Origin of the sequence: Bradyrhizobium sp. NBAIM18 (assembly GCF_020193825.1) — a bacterium.
In the GTDB taxonomy this organism is placed as follows: Bacteria; Pseudomonadota; Alphaproteobacteria; order Rhizobiales; family Xanthobacteraceae; genus Bradyrhizobium; species Bradyrhizobium yuanmingense.
Genome location: NZ_JADYVO010000009.1, coordinates 58,436 through 76,597, shown reverse-complemented (window position 1 = coordinate 76,597; position 18,162 = coordinate 58,436). Strand labels below are relative to the sequence as shown.

Here is an 18,162-nt window from a genome sequence, read left to right as displayed (position 1 = left end):
CATCACGCGACGAGGCGGGCGGCGAGCGCAGGCACGCCGGGGCTCCTGTCATTTTGACGAAAAGGATGAGCGGAGGGTTAATGCCGGCTACGAGTTCTCACGTCCCGCGCGGCTTCGCCCGCCTTGTCGGCACGGCGCTCGCGGGATCGTCGGGCCAGGGGTGACGCGGGTAGCGGCCGCGCAGGTCGGAGCGGACGGCGGCGTAGCTGCCGCGCCAGAAGCCGGGCAGATCGCGCGTCACCTGCACCGGACGCTGGGCCGGCGACAGCAATTCCAGCACCAGCGGCACCTTGCCGGCGGCGATCGAGGGATGGGTGTTGAGGCCGAACAATTCCTGCAGCCGGACCGCGATGGTCGGCCCCTGCTCGGCCTCGTAGTCGATCGCGAGCACGCTCCCCGTAGGCGCCTCGAAATGCGTCGGCGCCTCGCGATCGAGCCGCGCGCGCATCTCCCAAGGCAGGAGCGCCATCAGGGCGTCGGAGAGATCGCCCGCGGAGATGTCCTTGAGCGCGATCTTGTCGTAGAGCGCCGGCACCAGCCAGTCGTCGCGCCGCGCGATCAGACCGTCGTCGGACAAATCGGGCCAGCTGTCGCCCTCGGCCTTGCGCAGGAACATCACGCGGTCGCGCCATTGCCTGGCGGCCTTCGACCAGGGCAGCCGGTCGAGGCCGGCCGCAATCAGTCCGTCGGCAAAGATGCGCGCGGTCTCCTCCGAGGGCGATACTGAAAGCGTCGCCTCGGACAGCGTGATCGCGTGCAGCACGCGCTTGCGCCGTGCCCGCAGGGCCATCGCGCCGCGATCAAAGGAGATCTCGTCGGAGGTCTCGATATGCTCGGCGAAATGCCGCTCGATCTCGTCCTCGGTGATTTGTGCAGCGAGCAAGATGCGTCCGCTCGCCGCCGTCCCGGTCATCTCACCGATCGCGATGTAGGGCGCACGGGCGAGCGAGGAGGTCTGCTCGACAGAGGCGCCGCGGCCGTTGGCCAGCACGAAGCTGCCATTGCCGCGATTGCGCGCGACGCGGTCCGGGAATGCATAGGCGAGCATCAGGCCGGTCGAGAGATCCTCCTGCTGCGCCACCTTCTCCGACGCCGCGACCTGCGAAGCCCAGCGGCGCGCGAGATCGCGCGCGCTTGCCGCGCGTGGTGAGCGGTCGCGGCGGAACTGGTCGCGGCGGTGCTCGAGATCGACGCTGTCGCCGCCAAGGCCGCGCTCGGTGATGATGGCCGCGATCTCGGCGGCGGCTTCGCCCTCGCCGGCGCGATGCGAATCCACGATCATGCGCGCCAGCCGCGGCGGCAGCGCCAGTGCGCGCAGGCTCTTGCCTTCCGCCGTGATGCGGCCGTCGCCGTCGAGCGCGTTGAGCTCGCTCAGCAGGCTCTTGGCTTCCTTCCAGGCCGGCTGCGGCGGCGGATCGAGGAACGCCAGAGCCGCGGGATCGCTGACGCCCCATTGCGCGAGATCGAGCACCAGCGAGGACAGATCGGCGCTGAGGATTTCCGGCTGCGTGTAGGGCGCGAGCGAGGTGGTCTGCGGTTCGTCCCAGAGCCGGTAGCAGACGCCGGGCTCGGTGCGGCCGGCACGGCCGCGGCGCTGGTCCACCGCCGCGCGCGAGGCGCGCACGGTCTCGAGCCGCGTCAGGCCGATATCGGGCTCGTAGCGCGGCACGCGGGCAAGACCGCTATCGACGACGATGCGCACGCCCTCGATGGTGAGCGAGGTCTCCGCGATCGAGGTCGCCAGCACCACCTTGCGCGTGCCTCTGGGAGCCGGCGCGATGGCGCGGTCCTGCACGGCAGCATCGAGCGCGCCGAACAGCGGCACGATCTCGACGGAGGCGTCCTGCACGCGCTCGGAGAGGAAATTCTGCGTGCGGCGGATCTCGGCGGCACCCGGCAGGAAGGCCAGCACCGAGCCGCTATCGGCGCGCAGCGCAGATGCGATCGCATCCGCCATCTGCCGCTCGATCGGTGCATCCACCTTTCGGCCGAGATAGCGTGTCTCGACCGGAAACGCACGGCCCTCGCTTTCGACGACGGGGGCATCGCCGAGCAGCCTTGCCACCCGCGCACCGTCGAGCGTCGCCGACATCACCAGGATGCGCAAATCCTCGCGCAAGCCGGTTTGCGCATCGCGCGCCAGCGCGAGGCCCATGTCGGCGTCGAGCGAGCGTTCATGAAATTCGTCGAACAGGATCGCGGCAACGCCGGAGAGTTCGGGATCGTCGAGGATCTGGCGGGTGAAGATGCCCTCGGTCACCACCTCGATGCGTGTGGCGCGCGAGATCTTCGAGCCGAAGCGGACACGATAGCCGACGGTTTCGCCGGCGCGCTCGCCGAGCGATTTGGCCATGCGGTCGGCACTGGCGCGCGCGGCGATGCGGCGCGGCTCCAGCACGATGATCTTCTTGTCCTTGGCCCAGGGCGCATCGAGCAAGGCCAGCGGCACGCGCGTGGTCTTGCCGGCGCCGGGAGGGGCCACCAGCACTGCGGCGTTGCTAGCCTCCAGCGTACGCGACAAATCGTCGAGCACGGCATCGATCGGGAGGGGCGTGTCGAAACTGCGGGGCAAGGAAACATCCGGTCGTCATGCCCGGCCTTGTGCCGGGCATCCACGTTCTTTCAGGCGAGAGTGAACAAGACGTGGATGGCCGGGACAAGCCCGGCCATGACGATTTCGTTGAACGAGAATATGCAGCAATCAGCCCTGCACCGGCGGCCGCCCGACACTTTCGTACACAAAGCCGGCGGCTTCCATGTCTTCGGGGCGGTAGATGTTGCGGAGGTCGACGACGATCGGCTGCGCCATGGTCGCCTTCAACCGGTCGAGATCGAGCGCGCGGAACTGGACCCATTCGGTGACGATGACGAGCGCGTCGGCGCCTTGCGCGCAGGCATAGGCGTCCTCGCAATAGGTGATATCGGGCAATTCGCCCTTGGCCTGCTCCATGCCGACGGGATCGAACGCCTTCACCTTCGCGCCCATGTCGATCAGGCCTGTTACCAGCGGGATCGACGGCGCATCGCGCATGTCGTCGGTGTCGGGCTTGAAGGTGAGGCCGAGCACCGCAACGGTCTTGCCGCGCAGATTGCCGCCGAGCGCCTGGCTCACCTTGCGCGCCATCGCGCGCTTGCGGTTCTCGTTGACCGCCAGCACCGATTCGACGATGCGCAAGGAGACGTCGTAGTCCTGCGCGATCTTGATCAGGGCCTTGGTGTCCTTCGGGAAGCATGAGCCCCCGAAGCCGGGACCGGCATGCAGGAATTTCGTGCCGATGCGGTTGTCGAGCCCGATGCCGCGCGCGACCTCCTGCACGTTGGCGCCGGCCTTCTCGGATAGATCGGCGATCTCGTTGATGAAGGTGATCTTGGTCGCGAGGAACGCGTTGGCGGCGTATTTGATCATCTCGGCGGTGCGGCGCGCGGTGAACATCAGCGGCGCCTGGTTCAGCGACAGCGGGCGGTAGATGTCGCCCATCACCTTGCGGCCGCGCTCGTCGGAGGTGCCGACCACGATGCGGTCCGGGAATTTGAAATCGCGGATCGCCGCGCCCTCGCGCAGGAACTCAGGGTTCGAGGCGACAACCACGTCGGCCTTGGGATTGGCCTCGCGGATGATGCGCTCGACCTCATCGCCGGTGCCGACCGGCACGGTCGATTTCGTCACCACCACGGTGAAGCCGGAAAGCGACTGCGCGATCTCTTTCGCGGCGGCGTAGACGTAAGACAGGTCGGCGTGTCCGTCGCCGCGACGTGAGGGCGTGCCGACCGCGATGAACACGGCATCGGCATCCGCGACCGGCTGCTTCAGGTCGGTGGTGAAGTCGAGCCGCTTGGCTTTCACGTTGTTCGCGACCAGCTCGTCGAGGCCAGGCTCGTAGATCGGGATCTCGCCGCGATGGAGTGCCGCGATCTTCCTCTCGTCCTTGTCGACGCAGGTGACGTCGTGGCCGAAATCCGCAAAGCAGGCGCCGGACACCAATCCCACATAGCCCGTGCCGATCATCGCAATTCGCATGAAAAATCCTGTTCCAGCTTGGTTAACGGACGTCCAACTCAGCCCAATCCGGGGCGGTTTAGCATTTTCCCGAGGCCATGGAACAGTCCGCATGCAAAAACCGGCCCGCGATTTGAACCGGTAAAGAAGTCGGAAACTACTGGGCTCCAAACTGCCCCAGGCCCGCACAGGCACGGGCGGAACGCGCCTCGAAAAAGGGACACCATGGCACGATCAGGCACAATCGCGGCGGCCAGCCCCTCCACGGCCGCTTCGGGCGCGCGTATCGACTGGGTCGACTACGCCAAGGGCATCTGCATCGTCATGGTGGTGATGATGCATTCGGTGCTGGGGGTGGAGCTTGCCGCCGGGCAGACCGGGTTCATGCACGTGCTCGTAGCCTTCGCTAAGCCGTTCCGGATGCCGGATTTCTTTCTGATTTCGGGCTTGTTCCTGTCTCTGGTGATCGATCGAGACTGGCGAACCTATCTCGACCGCAAGGTGGTGCATTTCGCCTATTTTTATGTCGTCTGGGTGACAATCCAATTCGGCTTCAAGGCCCCGGCCTTTGCGGCCGAGACCAGCTGGCAGCACGTTGGCCTGCTGTATCTCGAATCCTTCATCGAGCCGTTCGGCACGCTGTGGTTCATCTATCTGTTGCCGGTCTTCTTCGTCGTCACGAAACTGACACGCAAGGTCCCATCGCTCGCGGTCTGGCTCGTCGCCGCCGCGCTGGAGACCGCGCACATCACGACCGGCTGGACCGCCATCGACGAGTTCTGCGCACGCTTCATCTATTTCTATTCGGGCTATTTGTTCGCGCCCTACGTGTTCGCCCTGTCGGACCGGGCGCGGAAGCATCCGGCGCTGGCGCTTGCAGCGCTCGCTGCCTGGGCGCTGATCAATGCCGGCCTCGTCGCAGCGGGCGCCAGCGAGTGGGCGATCGTCTCGCTCGCGCTCGGCTTCGCCGGCGCCTGCGCCATCATCGCCGCGGGCACGCTGCTCGCGCGGGCGCACTGGCTCAACTTCCTCCGCTTCTGCGGCGAGCATTCGATCGTGATCTATCTCGCCTTCTTCTTGCCGATGGCGGCGACGCGGACGCTGCTGCTGCGCACCGGCATCATTCCTGATATCGGCACGGTGTCGCTGCTCGTCACTATCGCCGGCGTGCTTGGATCGCTTGTGATCTGGCAGGCCGCGTTGCGACTTAATGCGCGCTTCCTGTTCGAGCGGCCGGAGGCATTCTGGATCGCGCCGAAGAAGCCTGGCGTGCGATTGCAGGCGGCCGAGTAGCGCTCCCTCCCCGAGGCCGTCCCCCGCCTAGTGCGCAATTGCGCACGGGGCGGGGATCCATAACCCCAGGAAGCGGTTATGGCGGGAGATGGCAACCCCGAGTCTTCGCAAAACTACATCCTGTGGCTATGGGTCCCGGATCTGCGCGCGCTTAGGGCGCGCTTGTCCGGGACGACGAGGGTGTGGGAATCGCGCCAAAAATCCGCTGCCCAAGGCTGTCAAAGCCCGCAAAAATTCATACATTGCGGCCCATGCCCAAAACCTCGCCGAAGACATCTCCGAAGACCAGCGCCAAAGCCGACACCACAGCCGCGCCCAAGGCGGCCGCTGACACCAAGCCTGTTGCCAAAGCTGCGACAGCTGCTGCCAAACCGGTCGCGGCGAAGGCGGCCGGCAAGGGCGACCATGTCTTCCTGGTCGACGGTTCCTCCTACATCTTCCGCGCCTATCACGCGCTGCCGCCGCTGAACCGCAAATCCGACGGGCTCCAGGTCAACGCCGTGCTCGGCTTCTGCAACATGCTGTGGAAGCTGCTCCGCGAGATGCCCGAGGACAACCGGCCGACGCATCTGGCCATCATCTTCGATAAGTCGGAGATCACCTTCCGCAACAAGATCTATCCGGACTACAAGGCGCACCGGCCGCCGGCCCCCGACGATCTCATTCCGCAATTCGCGCTGATCCGCGAAGCCGTGCGCGCCTTCGACCTGCCCTGCCTGGAACAGATCGGCTTCGAGGCCGACGATCTCATCGCGACCTATGTGCGACAGGCCTGCGAGCGCGGCGCCAGCGCCACCATCGTGTCGTCCGATAAGGACCTGATGCAGCTCGTCACCGATTGCGTCACCATGTACGACACGATGAAGGACCGCCGCATTGGTATCCCGGAGGTGATCGAGAAGTTCGGCGTGCCGCCGAACAAGGTGGTCGAGGTGCAGGCGCTCGCGGGCGATTCCACCGACAACGTGCCGGGCGTGCCCGGGATCGGCATCAAGACCGCGGCGCAGCTGATCACCGAATATGGCGATCTCGACCAATTGCTGTTCCGCGCCGGCGAGATCAAGCAGCCCAAGCGGCGCGAGGCGCTGCTCGAGAACGCGGAGAAGGCGCGCATTTCGCGGCAGCTCGTGCTGCTCGACGACAAGGTCGAGCTGGAGGTGCCGCTGGACGACCTCGCCGTCCACGAGCCCGACGCGCGCAAGCTGATCGCCTTCCTCAAGGCGATGGAATTCACGACGCTGACGCGGCGCGTTGCCGAATATGCGCAGATCGATCCCGCCAATGTCGATGCCGATCCCGGCTATGCCAGCGGCGCCAGCGTGTTCACGACGCTGCCGCCTTCGGACGTCGTGCCCACACCAGGCACGGGAACTCCGGCGCCAGCCCGGCCGAACCAGCCCAACAAATCGGCAGGCAAGGAGGACAAGGCTGCGAGCCCGAAGGGTGCGCCGATCTCGCTCGCCGTCGCGCGCGAAGAGGCGCTGCGCAAGCTCCCCGTCGATCGCGGCAAATACCAGACGATCAAGACGCTGAAGGAGCTCGACGCCTTCATCGCGCGCATCCATGACGCCGGCCATGTCGCGATCGAGACCAAAGCGAACTCGATCGATCCGATGCAGGCCGATCTCTGCGGCATCGCGCTGGCGCTGGCGCCGAACGAGGCCTGCTACGTGCCGCTGGCGCACAAGCAATCCGGCGGCGGCGCCGGCCTGTTCGATGCCGGCCTTGCGCCGGATCAGGTCAAGCATGACGACGCGCTGCAAGCGCTGCGGCCGGTGCTGGAATCGACGGGCATCCTCAAGATCGGCTTCGACGTCAAGTTCACGGCCGTGATGCTGGCGCAGCACGGCATCACCCTGCGCAACATCGACGATGCGCTGCTGATCTCCTACGTGCTCGATGCCGGCCGCGGCTCGCATGCGCTGGAATCGTTGTCGGAGCGCTGGTTCGGCCATGCCATGCTGAAGGAAAGCGAGCTGCTCGGCAGCGGCAAGGGCAAGATCACCTTCGACCAGGTGCCGATCGACAAGGCCGCACCGCTGTCAGCCGAAGGCGTCGACATTGCGTTGCGGGTGTGGCGCGTGCTGAAGCCGCGCCTCGTTTCCGAGCACATGAGTGCGGTCTACGAGACGCTGGAGCGGCCGCTGGTGTCGGTGCTCGCGCGCACGGAGCGGCGCGGCATCTCGATCGACCGCCAGGTGCTGTCGCGTCTGTCCGGCGACTTCGCCCAAACCGCGGCGCGCGTCGAAGCCGAGATCCAGGAGATCGCGGGCGAGCCGGTCAATGTCGGCAGCCCCAAGCAGATCGGCGACATCCTGTTCGGCAAGATGGGATTGCCTGGCGGCACCAAGACCAAGACCGGCGCGTGGTCGACCACCGCACAGGTGCTCGACGAGCTCGCCGAGCAGGGCCACGACTTCCCGAAGAAGATTCTGGAGTGGCGCCAGGTCTCCAAGCTGAAATCGACCTACACCGACGCGCTGCCGACCTACGTCAACCCGCAGACCCACCGCGTGCACACCACCTACGCGTTGGCTGCGACCACGACGGGGCGCTTGTCGTCGAACGAGCCGAACCTGCAGAACATTCCGGTGCGCACCGAGGACGGCCGCAAGATCCGCCGCGCCTTCATCGCCACGCCCGGGCACAAGCTGGTCTCGGCCGATTATTCACAGATCGAGCTGCGGCTGCTCGCCGAGATCGCCGACATTCCCGTGCTGAAGCAGGCGTTCCGCGATGGGCTCGACATTCACGCCATGACCGCGTCGGAAATGTTCGGTGTGCCGATCAAGGGCATGCCGAGCGAGATCCGCCGCCGCGCGAAAGCGATCAATTTCGGCATCATCTATGGCATCTCCGCCTTCGGCCTCGCCAACCAGCTAGGCATCGCGCGCGAGGAAGCCTCCGCCTACATCAAGAAGTATTTCGAGCGCTTCCCCGGCATCCGCGCCTATATGGACGAGACGCGCGATTTCTGCCGCAACCACGGCTACGTCACCACGCTGTTCGGCCGCAAGTGCCATTACCCCGACATCAAGGCCTCGAATGCCTCGGTGCGCGCCTTCAACGAGCGCGCCGCGATCAACGCGCGGCTTCAGGGCACCGCCGCCGACATCATCCGCCGGGCCATGACCCGCGTGGAGGATGCGCTGGCCGCGAGGAAGCTGTCGGCGCAGATGCTGCTCCAGGTGCACGACGAATTGATCTTCGAGGTGCCGGACGACGAGGTCGAGGCAACGCTCCCCGTCGTGCAGAAGGTGATGCAGGACGCGCCGTTCCCGGCCGTGCTGCTCTCGGTGCCGCTGCATGTCGACGCCCGCGCCGCGAACAATTGGGACGAGGCGCATTAGCGCACTCTCTTACCTCTCCCCGTAAGAACCGGGGCGAGGGAGCACACCGGCGCAAGACCTCGATTGTCCTCCGAGCAATTGCGCGATGGCCGCGCGATCCCGCGCATATTAGAACCTTTGCATCTCCCGCACCGGTTCAACCATGCCCCACACCTCCGCCTTGCTCGGCTTCGCCCTCGTCAGCCTCGGCCTCGTGCTCACGCCGGGACCGAACATGATCTACCTGATCTCGCGCTCGATCACGCAAGGCGGCGCGGCCGGCATCGTCTCGCTCGGCGGCGTGGCGCTCGGCTTCGTGTTCTACATGCTGTGCGCGGCGTTCGGCATCACGGCGCTGTTGCTCGCCATTCCTTTCGCCTATGACGCGCTGCGCTTTGCCGGTGCCGCCTATCTGCTCTGGCTCGCCTGGCAGGCGGTGAAGCCGGGTGGGCGTTCGCCGTTCCAGGTGAGGAAGCTCGCCATCGACAGCCCGCGCAAATTATTCGCGATGGGCTTCATCACCAACCTGCTCAACCCGAAGATCGCGATGCTGTATCTGGCGCTGCTGCCGCAGTTCATCGATCCCACAGCGGGCAGCGTGCTGACGCAGTCGGTGGTGCTGGGCGCGATCCAGATCGCGATCAGCGTCAGCGTCAACGCGATGATCGCGCTGGCCGCCGGCTCGATCGCGCTGTTCCTGGCGAACCGGCCGAGCTGGATGCTGGTGCAACGCTGGCTGATGGGCACCGTGCTGGCGGGACTCGCGGTGCGGATGGCGGTGGAAGCGAAAAAAGTGTGAGGGCCCTTTTTCACCTCTCCCCGCCTGCGGGGAGAGGTCGAATTCGATCGCAGATCGAATTCGGGTGAGGGGGTACAGGTCTCTCGCCCATCTCGCGTGGCAAGAGAGGCCCCTCACCCCAACCCTCTCCCCGTAAGAACGGGGAGAGGGGAAGAACGTCAATCCAGCTTCGCGTCCATGCCGCGCTTCACGGCCGGGCGCGCCATCAGGGCGTCGTACCAGCGCTTGACGTTGGGGAAGTCGGCCAGATCAACCTTGTGGCGAGGATGGCGCCAGGCCCAGCCCAGGATGGCAAAATCGGCAACCGAGAGCTCGCCGGCGACGAAGTCGCGCCCCTCGAGGCAGCGGTCGAGCACGCCGTAGAGCCGGCGCGTCTCGGCCATGAAGCGCTTCAAGCCGTAGGCCCGGTCCTGCTCGTTCTCGAGTGCGATGAAATGGTGCACCTGGCCGGGCATCGGGCCGAAGCCGCCCATCTGCCACATCAGCCATTCGTAGACCGGGATGCGCTGGATAAGCGATTTCGGTAGGAATTTGCCGGTCTTTTCGCCGAGATAGAGCAGGATCGCGCCGGATTCGAAGATGCTGACGGGCTTGCCCTCAGGCCCCTCGGGGTCGACGATCGCGGGGATCTTGTTGTTGGGCGAGAGCTTGAGGAACTCGGGCGCCATCTGCTCGCCCTTGGTGATGTTCACCGGGATCACCTTGTAGGGCAGCCCCATCTCCTCCAGCGCGACCGAGATCTTGCGGCCGTTCGGCGTGTTCCAGGTATAGAGCTCGACGGTCATTCCGTGTCCTTCCCCAAGAGGCGTGCCCGAAGGCTTGCCCCCTCACCTACTCCAGAAGGTTGCGCCCTCACAACCGGCGGACCGAGATGGCCGATCCCTGTTGACGGGAGACGCCCCCTCTGGAATGTCGCGTCGGTCGCGGATAAATTCCGCCCCCACCAAAAACGCTGTTTGAGGGACCGCCGTGTCGAAATCCGCCTCCCGCGCCCGCCTGTTCGAGATCATCCGCCGGCGCTCCTTCGGCCGCGGCGAGGTGACGCTCGCGTCGGGCCGCAAGAGCGATTTCTACTTCAACCTCAAGCCGACCATGCTCGACCCCGAGGGCGCAACGCTGCTCGCCGAGCTGACTTACGAGGCGCTCAAGGACGACCAGCTCGATTTCATCGGCGGGCTCGAGATGGGCGCGGTGCCGCTCGCCGGCGCGCTGGCGCAGATCTCCTGGATCAAGGGTCATCCGATCGCGGCCTTCTTCGTGCGCAAGAAGCCGAAGGAGCACGGCGCGAAGCTCGCGATCGAGGGCCTGCCCAAGGGCGAGACGCTGGCGGGCAAGCGCGTCGTGATCGTCGAGGACGTCACCACCACGGGCGGCTCGGCGATGAAGGCGGTGGAATCGGTGCGCGAGGCCGGGGCCAATGTCGTGCTGGTGCTGACCATGGTCGATCGCGAGGAAGGCGCCACCGACACGTTCGGTGCGGCTGGCCTGCCGTTCCGCTCGCTGTACAAGGCGTCGGAATTCTTGAAGGGGTGAAGTGGCGGAAATTTCTCCGCCGTCATGCCTCAATGTGTCCCGGTAGCAACCACCCGTCCAAAGCTGCGCCCGGCCTTAAAGAGGCCACCGCCTCGTCTTGAAACCGCCTACGCTCAACTGCTCATTTACCATCCCGCTTTATGGTGAATCGTGTGCTGAGATTTCTCGGTCCCAGCCGGTTCAGTAGCGTCGGGTGGAGTAAGCATTGCGTACAGTCATGTCCCATGCGCGCCGGTGGCGTCGCGCTTCGCTTGTGGCCGCCATGCTGGCAGCGCCGCTGCTGGCGGCGCCGACCCCGGTTGCGGCCGAAGGCCTGTTCGATTTCCTCTTCGGCGGAATGCAGCAGCGGCCGCAGCGCGAGGTGCCGCCGGCGAACTCCCACGTCGATCCCTTCAGCAGCCAGCAGAATGGCGCCACGCCGCAATATGTGCCGCCGACCCGCTCGGCCGCGGCCGGCGGCTCGGGCCCGGCCTTCTGCGTACGCAGTTGCGACGGGAAATACTTTCCGCTGATGCGCGGCCTCGTCTCGCCCGCGCAGATGTGTCAGGCATTCTGCCCTGCCAGCGCGACCAAGGTCTATTTCGGCTCGTCGATCGACGGTGCCTATTCACAGACCGGCGAGCGCTACGCCGACAGCGAGAACGCGTTCGCCTATCGCAAGGCGCTGCGCGCCGACTGCACCTGCAACGGCCGTGAGCCGGTCGGTCTGGCCCCGGTCGACCTTGCGCTGGATTCCTCCCTGAAGGCCGGCGACGTGATCGCCACCAGCGACGGCCTCGTCGCCTATACCGGCGTCCGCGTCGGCAACGACCAGGCTGCGGATTTCACCCCGGTCGCTTCCTATCCCGGTCTCACCGCGCAGGTTCGAGCGCGGCTCGGCGAGATGAAGGTGGCTCCGGTGCGGGCCGAGACAGTGTCGGCAGAAACGCCGGTGTCAAACGAGATCGTGCGTGAGCCGCTGCCGGATGTGACGGTGCCGAAGACGGCCACGAAGCCGGCCAAGCGCGCGGGGTTGGATTAAGCCTCACCTGTAACCACACCGTCATTGCGAGCGTAACAAAGCAATGACGGAATTTGCGGCACTACCTCCCGATGATCACCCCGATCACATTCGGCGCGGCCAGATATTTCTCCTCGATCGCGGCGCGCGCGGCGGCGCGGTTCTCCGGCGTCAGGAGACCGCGCTTCTCGGCCAGGATCATCCAGCAGAAGCCCCACCAATCCGTCAGCATGCCCTGATCGCCCACGAGGTCATAGCCCTGCTCGGCCGCGAAGATGCGCGCATGCGCCTCGTCCAGCGTGTCGAGAAACAAATGGTCCTCGGGCGAGAACAGATCGTCGCTGACGTCGTCGATGGTGTAGCCCCAGATCGACTGGCACACCGCATTGAACTCGCGATCGAACTGGTCGTCGTCGACGGCGTAACGCCGCGCGGCCTGATGCAGCCGTGACAGCGAGCGCGCGAAATCGGCGATCCGGGTGAGGGCAAACTGGTCGAAAGCAATGGTGGACATGTAGTCCTCGCAAAGTCGGACAGACGCTAGATATTGTATCGGCGAGGCGCCGAATCACAATGATATATCAAAGACTTGCTAAAGTGTTCTTAATTTGTTCCAGGCATGTACGGAATCGAAAGGGGCCGCCCGAGGCGACCCCTTGCCGGTTGCAATCTTGTTCGGGATGAAATTCCAGCCCCGGCAAGCGCGGACGTTAATACCGACAGCGGGCTCTGCGCGATTCCGGAAAAATACCGATCGTAGTGCTGTCCTAGTGCGGCGGCGCCTCAATGGCAGCGCGACGCCGCGATGGCGTGGACGCGGCGGTCGCCGAGGAGATGGGCGACAAAGCCATTCGCCGGAAAGATCTTTGCGAAGGCTGGGTCGCGGATACTGAGGCCCCCCGCGTAAGCACCGAATGCCGGCATCACCGCCCGCATCCCGTCGCTGGCGAAGCAGCGGCGCTCCATCGAGCGGCCACGCGCCGAGACGCGCGCCTTCGGATGCAGATGGCCGGCGATCTCGCCGTGGGCGCCGGTCGGCTCGTGGCGGAAGGTGATCGGGCCGATCGCGACCTTGTCCGCGATGGTGCCGCCGAGATCGCGCGGCAGCATGGGATCATGATTGCCCGCGATCCAGATCCAGTCGCGGCCGGTCTGGAGTGCGGCCACCGCGTCGCGGTCCTCGGCCGACAGACGCTCATGCGCGCTGCGGTCGTGAAAACTGTCGCCGAGCGCGATGACTATCCGCGGATCATGGCGGGAGATGACAGCAGCGAGCCGACCTAGCGTCGCGATGGTATCGTAAGGCGGCAGCAGCACGCCGCGCGTGGCGAAGCTCGACCCTTTCTCCAGATGCAGGTCGGAGACGACGAGCAGGCGCTGCTCGTCCCAGAACAGCGCGCCCGAGAGATCGGCCGCGAAGGTCACATCGCTGATCGTGACTCTGGAAACGCGCATGTCCTCGACATCTCCCGAAATCAGCGCGCCTGCCGTCACGTCTTACCCGCTTCTTTCCATCGCCTCTTTGACGAGCTCGTCGGCGGCTTCGGCCAAAAGCTCGTCTGCAGCTTCGCCATAAACTGACTCGCGGCCGATTTCCAGCATCACGGGCACGGCGAGCGGGGAGACGTGGTCGAGTTCCCGGTGCGTGATGCGGCCGTGGATGCGCATCAGCATGTCGCCGAGACGGCGAAGATCGAGCAGGCCGGTGGCGGCATCGGCCCGCGCGGCGCGGAGCAGGACGTGATCGGCCTGGTGCTTGCGCAGGACGTCGTAGACGAGATCGGTCGAGAACAGAACCTGGCGGCGGCTCTTCTCCTCGCCGGTGTGGCGGCGGGCGATCAGGCCGGAGATGATCGCGCAGTTGCGGAAGGTGCGCTTCATCAGCGCGGATTCGGCGAGCCAGGCTTCGAGATCATCGCCGAGCATGTCAGGATCGAACAGCGCGTTGAGGTCGATCCGCCCGTCGCGGATCATGAAGGAGAGATCACCGAGCCCCCAGATCGCCACGGCATATTCATTGGCGACGAAGCCGAGCGGACGCGCGCGAGCGCGCTCCAGCCGGCGCGTCAGCAGCATGCCCAAGGTCTGATGCGCGAGACGGCCCTCGAAGGGGTAGCAAACGAGATAATGCTTGTCGGCCCGCGGAAAGCTCTCGACCAGCAGCTCGCGGACCGCCGGCACTCTGCTGACATCCTTCTGCAGCGACAGCCAGTCGCGCACCTGCTCCGGCAAGCCGCCCCAGGCGCGGCCATCATCGAGCAGGCGGCGCACGCGCTCGGCGAGATAGGTCGAAAGCGGAAACTTTCCGCCCATGTAGGACGGCACCTTGGGGTCCTTGTCATGCGCGCGCGAGACATAGACCTGGTCCTCCACCAGCGTCTCGTAGCGCACCACCTCGCCTGAGAACACGAAGGTGTCACCGGGCGAGAGGCCCTCGATGAAAGCCTCCTCGATCTCGCCGAGCAGCCGGCCGCCGCGCGCGATCACGCCGGTTGAGCCTGCACCGCTGCCGCGCGAGCGCACCAGCCGCACCTTCAGCATGTCGTCCTCGACGATGGTGCCGACATTCATGCGGTAGCTCTGCCGCACCTTTGGATTGGCAACGCGCCAGCGTCCCTCCTTGTCCTGCTTGATGCGGGCGAAGCGCTCATAGGTCTTCAGCGCATAGCCGCCGGAGGCGACGAAATCGACGACGTCGTCGAAATCGTGCCGCGACAGGCTTGCGTAGGGCGCGGCGGTGCGGACTTCGCCATAGAGCTCGTCGCTGAAGAACGGCTCGCCACAGGCACAGCCCAGCACATGCTGAGCCAGCACGTCGAGCGCGCCAGTGCGCAAGGGCGGCGTATCCTGCGCATTCTCGGCGATGGCGTCGATGGCGACGCGGCACTCCAGCACTTCAAAACGGTTGGCGGGCACCAGCACCGCGCGCGAGGCCTCGTCGAGGCGGTGATTGGCGCGGCCGATGCGCTGCATCAGGCGCGAGGATCCCTTGGGCGCGCCGATATTGACGACGAGATCGACGTCACCCCAGTCGACGCCGAGGTCGAGCGAGGAGGTGCAGACCACGCCACGCAGCCGGCCCGCCGACATCGCGTCCTCGACCTTGCGGCGCTGGGCGACGTCGAGCGAGCCGTGATGCAGCGCGATGGCAAGGCCATCGTCGTTCATGCTCCAGAGATTCTGGAACAGCATCTCGGCCTGGCTGCGGGTGTTGACGAAGACCAGCGTGGTCTTGTTGGCCTTGATCAGCTCGTAGATTTCAGGAAGCGCGTGGCGCGCACTGTGGCCAGCCCAGGGCAGCCGCTCGCGCGTATCGAGCATCTCGACCACGGGCGGCGCGGCACCGCCGGCGAGGACGATGTCGGCTGCGCGCTCCTTGCCGTCGGGCTGCGGCACCAGGAAGCGCGCGAGCTGCTCGGGCTCGGCCACTGTTGCCGACAAGCCGATCGCGCGCATCTGCGGCGCGAGGCGCCACAATCGCGCCAGCCCGAGCGAGAGCAGATCGCCGCGCTTGGACGTGACCAGTGCGTGCAGCTCGTCGAGCACGATGCGCTTCAGGGAAGAAAACAGAAACGGAGCGTCGTCGGAGGAGAGCAGCAGCGCGAGCTGCTCGGGCGTCGTCAGCAACACGTCCGGCGGATAGCGCCGCTGCCGCTGACGGCGCGACACCGGCGTATCGCCGGTGCGGGTCTCGACCTTGATGGGCAAGTCCATCTCGTCGATCGGTCGCTCGAGATTGCGCGCGATGTCGACGGCGAGCGCCTTGAGCGGCGAGATGTAGAGGGTGTGCAGGCCGCCGCTGCGTTGCACGCTGCGGCCGGTGGAGACGAGGTTCTTCTTCGCGCCCGCGTCGCGTGTCAGCGGCTGCGCCGACAGCTCCACCAGCGTCGGCAGAAATCCGGCCAGCGTCTTACCGGCGCCGGTTGGTGCGATCAGCAGGGCTGAGCGATCCTCGCGCGCCTTCTCCAGCAGCGCCAATTGATGCGCGCGCGGCGACCAACCGCGGGCCGCGAACCAGGCCTGGAAGCGACCCGGCAGCAGCGCGGCCGGCTCGGTCGATGTCTGGAGGATACGGGGCGGCACAGCATGACAGGTAAGCCGTAGGGATGGCTTCGTCGAGGGGGATATGGCCTGCGACAGGGCGATCGCATACGCGCTGTCCATTTGAGGCACGAAAGACTCGACATCGTCATGGCCGGGCTTGTCCCGGCCATCCACGTCTTACCCGCGGCACGAAGAACGTGGATGCCCGGGACAAGCCCGGGCATGACGACCGCTTGTGAGGTCCAAATTTCGGTCCTCTCCTCGCCTGCGCGACGAGGGCCAGCGCTCTCACGCCCCGGCCGGGACCTGATCGAGAAATCCGGTCACGCTTCTGATCCGGCCGTCCTTCAGCACGGCGAAATCGGTGCCCTTGATCGGGCTGTCGGCGCCGTCAGGGCCAAGTCCCCACGAGAAGCGGATGTGATCGCCGTAGCCGTTGGGCTCGCCGATCAGCTTGAATGTGAAATCGGGAAAGCGCTGCTGCACACCTGCGATCAGCGCCTCGATGCCGTCCTGGCCGTCGCCCTTCATCACGGGGTCGACGTAGCTCGCATCCGTCGTCCAGCTTTCGCTCAGCAGCTCGCGGCGGCGGCCGGCGCTGCGCTCGTTCCAGAGCTCGATGTAGCGGCGGGCGATGGTGACGGGGTCGGTCATGGTTCTCTCCTTCGATGGCGCCGTGTTGTCCGGCTGACCGTGACTATCGAAGGTTCACGCGCGTTGATCGATTACCTCGGAGGTCATCAACGCGCGTGAGGTGTTCGCAAAATTTACTTCGCCGCCGTCACCATGATCTCGACGGTGTATTGCGGGGCGGCCAGCTTGGCTTCGACGGTGGCGCGCGCAGGCGTATTGCCGGGCGAGACCCAGGCGTCCCACACAGCGTTCATCTCTGCGAAGGTCTTCATGTCGGTGATGTAGATCGTGGCCGAGAGCAGCTTCGACTTGTCGGTGCCGGCCTTGGCGAGGTGGCCGTCGATGGTCGCCAGGATGTCCTGGGTCTGCTTCGTCACGCTTTCGCCGGCCGCCTTGTTGGCGACGACACCGGCGAGATAGACGGTGTTGCCGTGCACGACGACCTGGCTCATGCGCGGGCCGGTTTCAAAACGCTGAATGCTCATCTGGATCTCCTGGCTGGAATGGCGGCCCTGTCTAGCCCAGCGGTTTGCACTGTGCCACCCCCTGGCACGCGTGCGTTGCCCGGCACGCATGCGTTGCCCGACACGCATGCGTGGACCAGCAACGCTGCTCACGGAAACCGACTGAAGAACGTCCAGATCGTTTCGGCGCCGTCGATGTCGCCGTTTTGCGCTCCGAGCAGGTTTCTGGCGACCTTCGGGAAGCGGGCATCCGGAGCGAAGCCTGGCATGCGGTGGCCGCCATGGTTGATGCGATAGAGCACGACGTCGTGCCCAGCCGGACAGCGCGAGCTGATACGCGTGACCGTGGACTGGTCCGCGGGCGCCGCGTCGGGCATGTCGGTGATCCCGGCGTCGTCGGTCTCGCAGCCATTGAGCCTGCGCCAGAACGCCAGCGTCTCATCCGTCGACCAGAATCCCTCTGCGGCAAAATAGCTCGATCCGCGCCCGCCCTCATAAGGGACCAGCGGATCTTCCGTCCCGTTCATGAGCAGCATCGGCAGCGGCCGCGACGGATGGCAGGTGACGGCGGCTTCGTCGTTGAGGTTCATGATCACACTCGCAGCCGCCGCAAACAGATCGGCCCGCGCGCAGGCCATGGTCATCGCCATGGCACCGCCATTGGAGACGCCGGCGACGTAGACGCGCTTCGCATCGGCCGTGCCGTCGGCCACCAGCTTCTCGACCAGCCTTGCGATGAAGGCGACGTCATCGGTGCCGACCGGTGGTCCGCGCAGGGCCGGCCCCGCCTTGGTGCGCGCGTCCGCCCATGCGTTGTTGAGCCCGTCCGGAAACACAACGGCAAGGCCCTCGCGCTTGGCAACCTGCGGCCAGGCCGTCCGCGTGACCATGTCGGCGCCGCGCTGGGTCTTGCCATGCAGCACGATGACGAGCGGTGCGGGCCGCTTGGCCGGCAGTTGCGCGGTGTAGGAGCGCTTCACCCCGTTGACATCGACCGTATCGCCGGACGCAGCCGAAGCTGCCGTCAAAGCAGCGATCAGCGTGGCGATGCGCATCCGCCGCCGCATGGT

14 protein-coding genes are annotated in these 18,162 nt (G+C 66.0%); 5 read left to right on the top strand and 9 right to left on the bottom strand.

From position 1 onward, the window contains the following. Positions 1-97: 97 nt before the first annotated feature. Positions 98-2,572: an ATP-dependent helicase HrpB gene (gene hrpB / locus I6F17_RS20885; protein ID WP_225124315.1), complete on the bottom strand. Its 2,475-nt coding sequence runs from the start codon at positions 2,570-2,572 to the stop codon at positions 98-100. A 129-nt stretch (positions 2,573-2,701) separates the two neighbouring features. Then, complete coding sequence (locus tag I6F17_RS20880) at positions 2,702-4,018, bottom strand: UDP-glucose/GDP-mannose dehydrogenase family protein (RefSeq protein ID WP_225124314.1); 1,317 nt, start codon at positions 4,016-4,018, stop codon at positions 2,702-2,704. Positions 4,019-4,222: 204 nt separating this feature from the next. Between I6F17_RS20880 and I6F17_RS20875 the strand changes: the two genes are divergently transcribed. The 3 genes from I6F17_RS20875 to I6F17_RS20865 all read left to right on the top strand — a co-directional run bounded on the left by I6F17_RS20875 (position 4,223) and on the right by I6F17_RS20865 (position 9,418). Beyond that, positions 4,223-5,290 (top strand): acyltransferase family protein, encoded by a 1,068-nt coding sequence (locus I6F17_RS20875; RefSeq protein WP_036041801.1) that lies wholly within the window; start codon positions 4,223-4,225, stop codon positions 5,288-5,290. Between the two features lie 251 nt (positions 5,291-5,541). Continuing rightward, entirely contained in the window at positions 5,542-8,640 is a 3,099-nt protein-coding gene (polA, locus tag I6F17_RS20870; protein ID WP_225124313.1) for a DNA polymerase I, read from the top strand. Between the two features lie 142 nt (positions 8,641-8,782). Next, positions 8,783-9,418, top strand: a complete 636-nt coding sequence (locus I6F17_RS20865; protein WP_225124312.1) for a LysE family translocator — start codon at positions 8,783-8,785, stop codon at positions 9,416-9,418. Between the two features lie 158 nt (positions 9,419-9,576). Here I6F17_RS20865 and I6F17_RS20860 read toward each other — a convergent pair whose 3' ends face one another. Continuing rightward, positions 9,577-10,203, bottom strand: a complete 627-nt coding sequence (locus I6F17_RS20860) for a glutathione S-transferase family protein (protein ID WP_225124311.1) — start codon at positions 10,201-10,203, stop codon at positions 9,577-9,579. A gap of 184 nt (positions 10,204-10,387) precedes the next feature. Here I6F17_RS20860 and pyrE point away from each other — a divergent pair, with 184 nt between their 5' ends. Continuing rightward, entirely contained in the window at positions 10,388-10,951 is a 564-nt protein-coding gene (gene pyrE / locus I6F17_RS20855; RefSeq protein ID WP_036014130.1) for an orotate phosphoribosyltransferase, read from the top strand. Between the two features lie 217 nt (positions 10,952-11,168). After that, positions 11,169-11,972, top strand: a complete 804-nt coding sequence (locus I6F17_RS20850) for a DUF2865 domain-containing protein (RefSeq protein WP_225124440.1) — start codon at positions 11,169-11,171, stop codon at positions 11,970-11,972. Between the two features lie 61 nt (positions 11,973-12,033). Here the strand turns inward: I6F17_RS20850 and I6F17_RS20845 are convergent, their stop codons facing one another. From I6F17_RS20845 to I6F17_RS20820, 6 genes are all read right to left on the bottom strand, one after another. Next, complete coding sequence (locus I6F17_RS20845) at positions 12,034-12,465, bottom strand: hypothetical protein (RefSeq protein ID WP_197950634.1); 432 nt, start codon at positions 12,463-12,465, stop codon at positions 12,034-12,036. 269 nt (positions 12,466-12,734) lie between these two features. Beyond that, positions 12,735-13,406: a ligase-associated DNA damage response endonuclease PdeM gene (gene pdeM, locus I6F17_RS20840; RefSeq protein ID WP_225124310.1), complete on the bottom strand. Its 672-nt coding sequence runs from the start codon at positions 13,404-13,406 to the stop codon at positions 12,735-12,737. A gap of 42 nt (positions 13,407-13,448) precedes the next feature. Next, positions 13,449-16,034 (bottom strand): ligase-associated DNA damage response DEXH box helicase, encoded by a 2,586-nt coding sequence (locus I6F17_RS20835; RefSeq protein ID WP_225124309.1) that lies wholly within the window; start codon positions 16,032-16,034, stop codon positions 13,449-13,451. A 249-nt stretch (positions 16,035-16,283) separates the two neighbouring features. Next, the gene (locus I6F17_RS20830; RefSeq protein WP_036014140.1) at positions 16,284-16,649 is read right to left on the bottom strand and encodes a nuclear transport factor 2 family protein; all 366 of its coding nucleotides are present in this window, start codon (positions 16,647-16,649) and stop codon (positions 16,284-16,286) included. Positions 16,650-16,762: 113 nt separating this feature from the next. Beyond that, the gene (locus I6F17_RS20825) at positions 16,763-17,113 is read right to left on the bottom strand and encodes a RidA family protein (RefSeq protein ID WP_025032572.1); all 351 of its coding nucleotides are present in this window, start codon (positions 17,111-17,113) and stop codon (positions 16,763-16,765) included. 128 nt (positions 17,114-17,241) lie between these two features. Next, positions 17,242-18,159 carry a PHB depolymerase family esterase gene (locus I6F17_RS20820; protein ID WP_225124308.1) on the bottom strand — a complete coding sequence of 306 codons (918 nt, stop codon included), beginning with the start codon at positions 18,157-18,159 and terminating at the stop codon, positions 17,242-17,244. Positions 18,160-18,162 lie beyond the last annotated feature (3 nt).

What these genes read in the sequence shown, in the direction of transcription:
- I6F17_RS20850 (WP_225124440.1), top strand. Translation starts at nt 11,169, where the DNA reads ATGTCCCATGCGCGCCGGTGGCGTCGCGCTTCGCTTGTGGCCGCCATG.
- polA (WP_225124313.1), top strand. Translation starts at nt 5,542, where the DNA reads ATGCCCAAAACCTCGCCGAAGACATCTCCGAAGACCAGCGCCAAAGCC.
- I6F17_RS20825 (WP_025032572.1), bottom strand. Translation starts at nt 17,113, where the DNA reads ATGAGCATTCAGCGTTTTGAAACCGGCCCGCGCATGAGCCAGGTCGTC.
- I6F17_RS20860 (WP_225124311.1), bottom strand. Translation starts at nt 10,203, where the DNA reads ATGACCGTCGAGCTCTATACCTGGAACACGCCGAACGGCCGCAAGATC.
- I6F17_RS20830 (WP_036014140.1), bottom strand. Translation starts at nt 16,649, where the DNA reads ATGACCGACCCCGTCACCATCGCCCGCCGCTACATCGAGCTCTGGAAC.
- I6F17_RS20865 (WP_225124312.1), top strand. Translation starts at nt 8,783, where the DNA reads ATGCCCCACACCTCCGCCTTGCTCGGCTTCGCCCTCGTCAGCCTCGGC.
- pdeM (WP_225124310.1), bottom strand. Translation starts at nt 13,406, where the DNA reads ATGCGCGTTTCCAGAGTCACGATCAGCGATGTGACCTTCGCGGCCGAT.
- I6F17_RS20820 (WP_225124308.1), bottom strand. Translation starts at nt 18,159, where the DNA reads ATGCGGCGGCGGATGCGCATCGCCACGCTGATCGCTGCTTTGACGGCA.
- I6F17_RS20880 (WP_225124314.1), bottom strand. Translation starts at nt 4,018, where the DNA reads ATGCGAATTGCGATGATCGGCACGGGCTATGTGGGATTGGTGTCCGGC.
- I6F17_RS20845 (WP_197950634.1), bottom strand. Translation starts at nt 12,465, where the DNA reads ATGTCCACCATTGCTTTCGACCAGTTTGCCCTCACCCGGATCGCCGAT.
- I6F17_RS20875 (WP_036041801.1), top strand. Translation starts at nt 4,223, where the DNA reads ATGGCACGATCAGGCACAATCGCGGCGGCCAGCCCCTCCACGGCCGCT.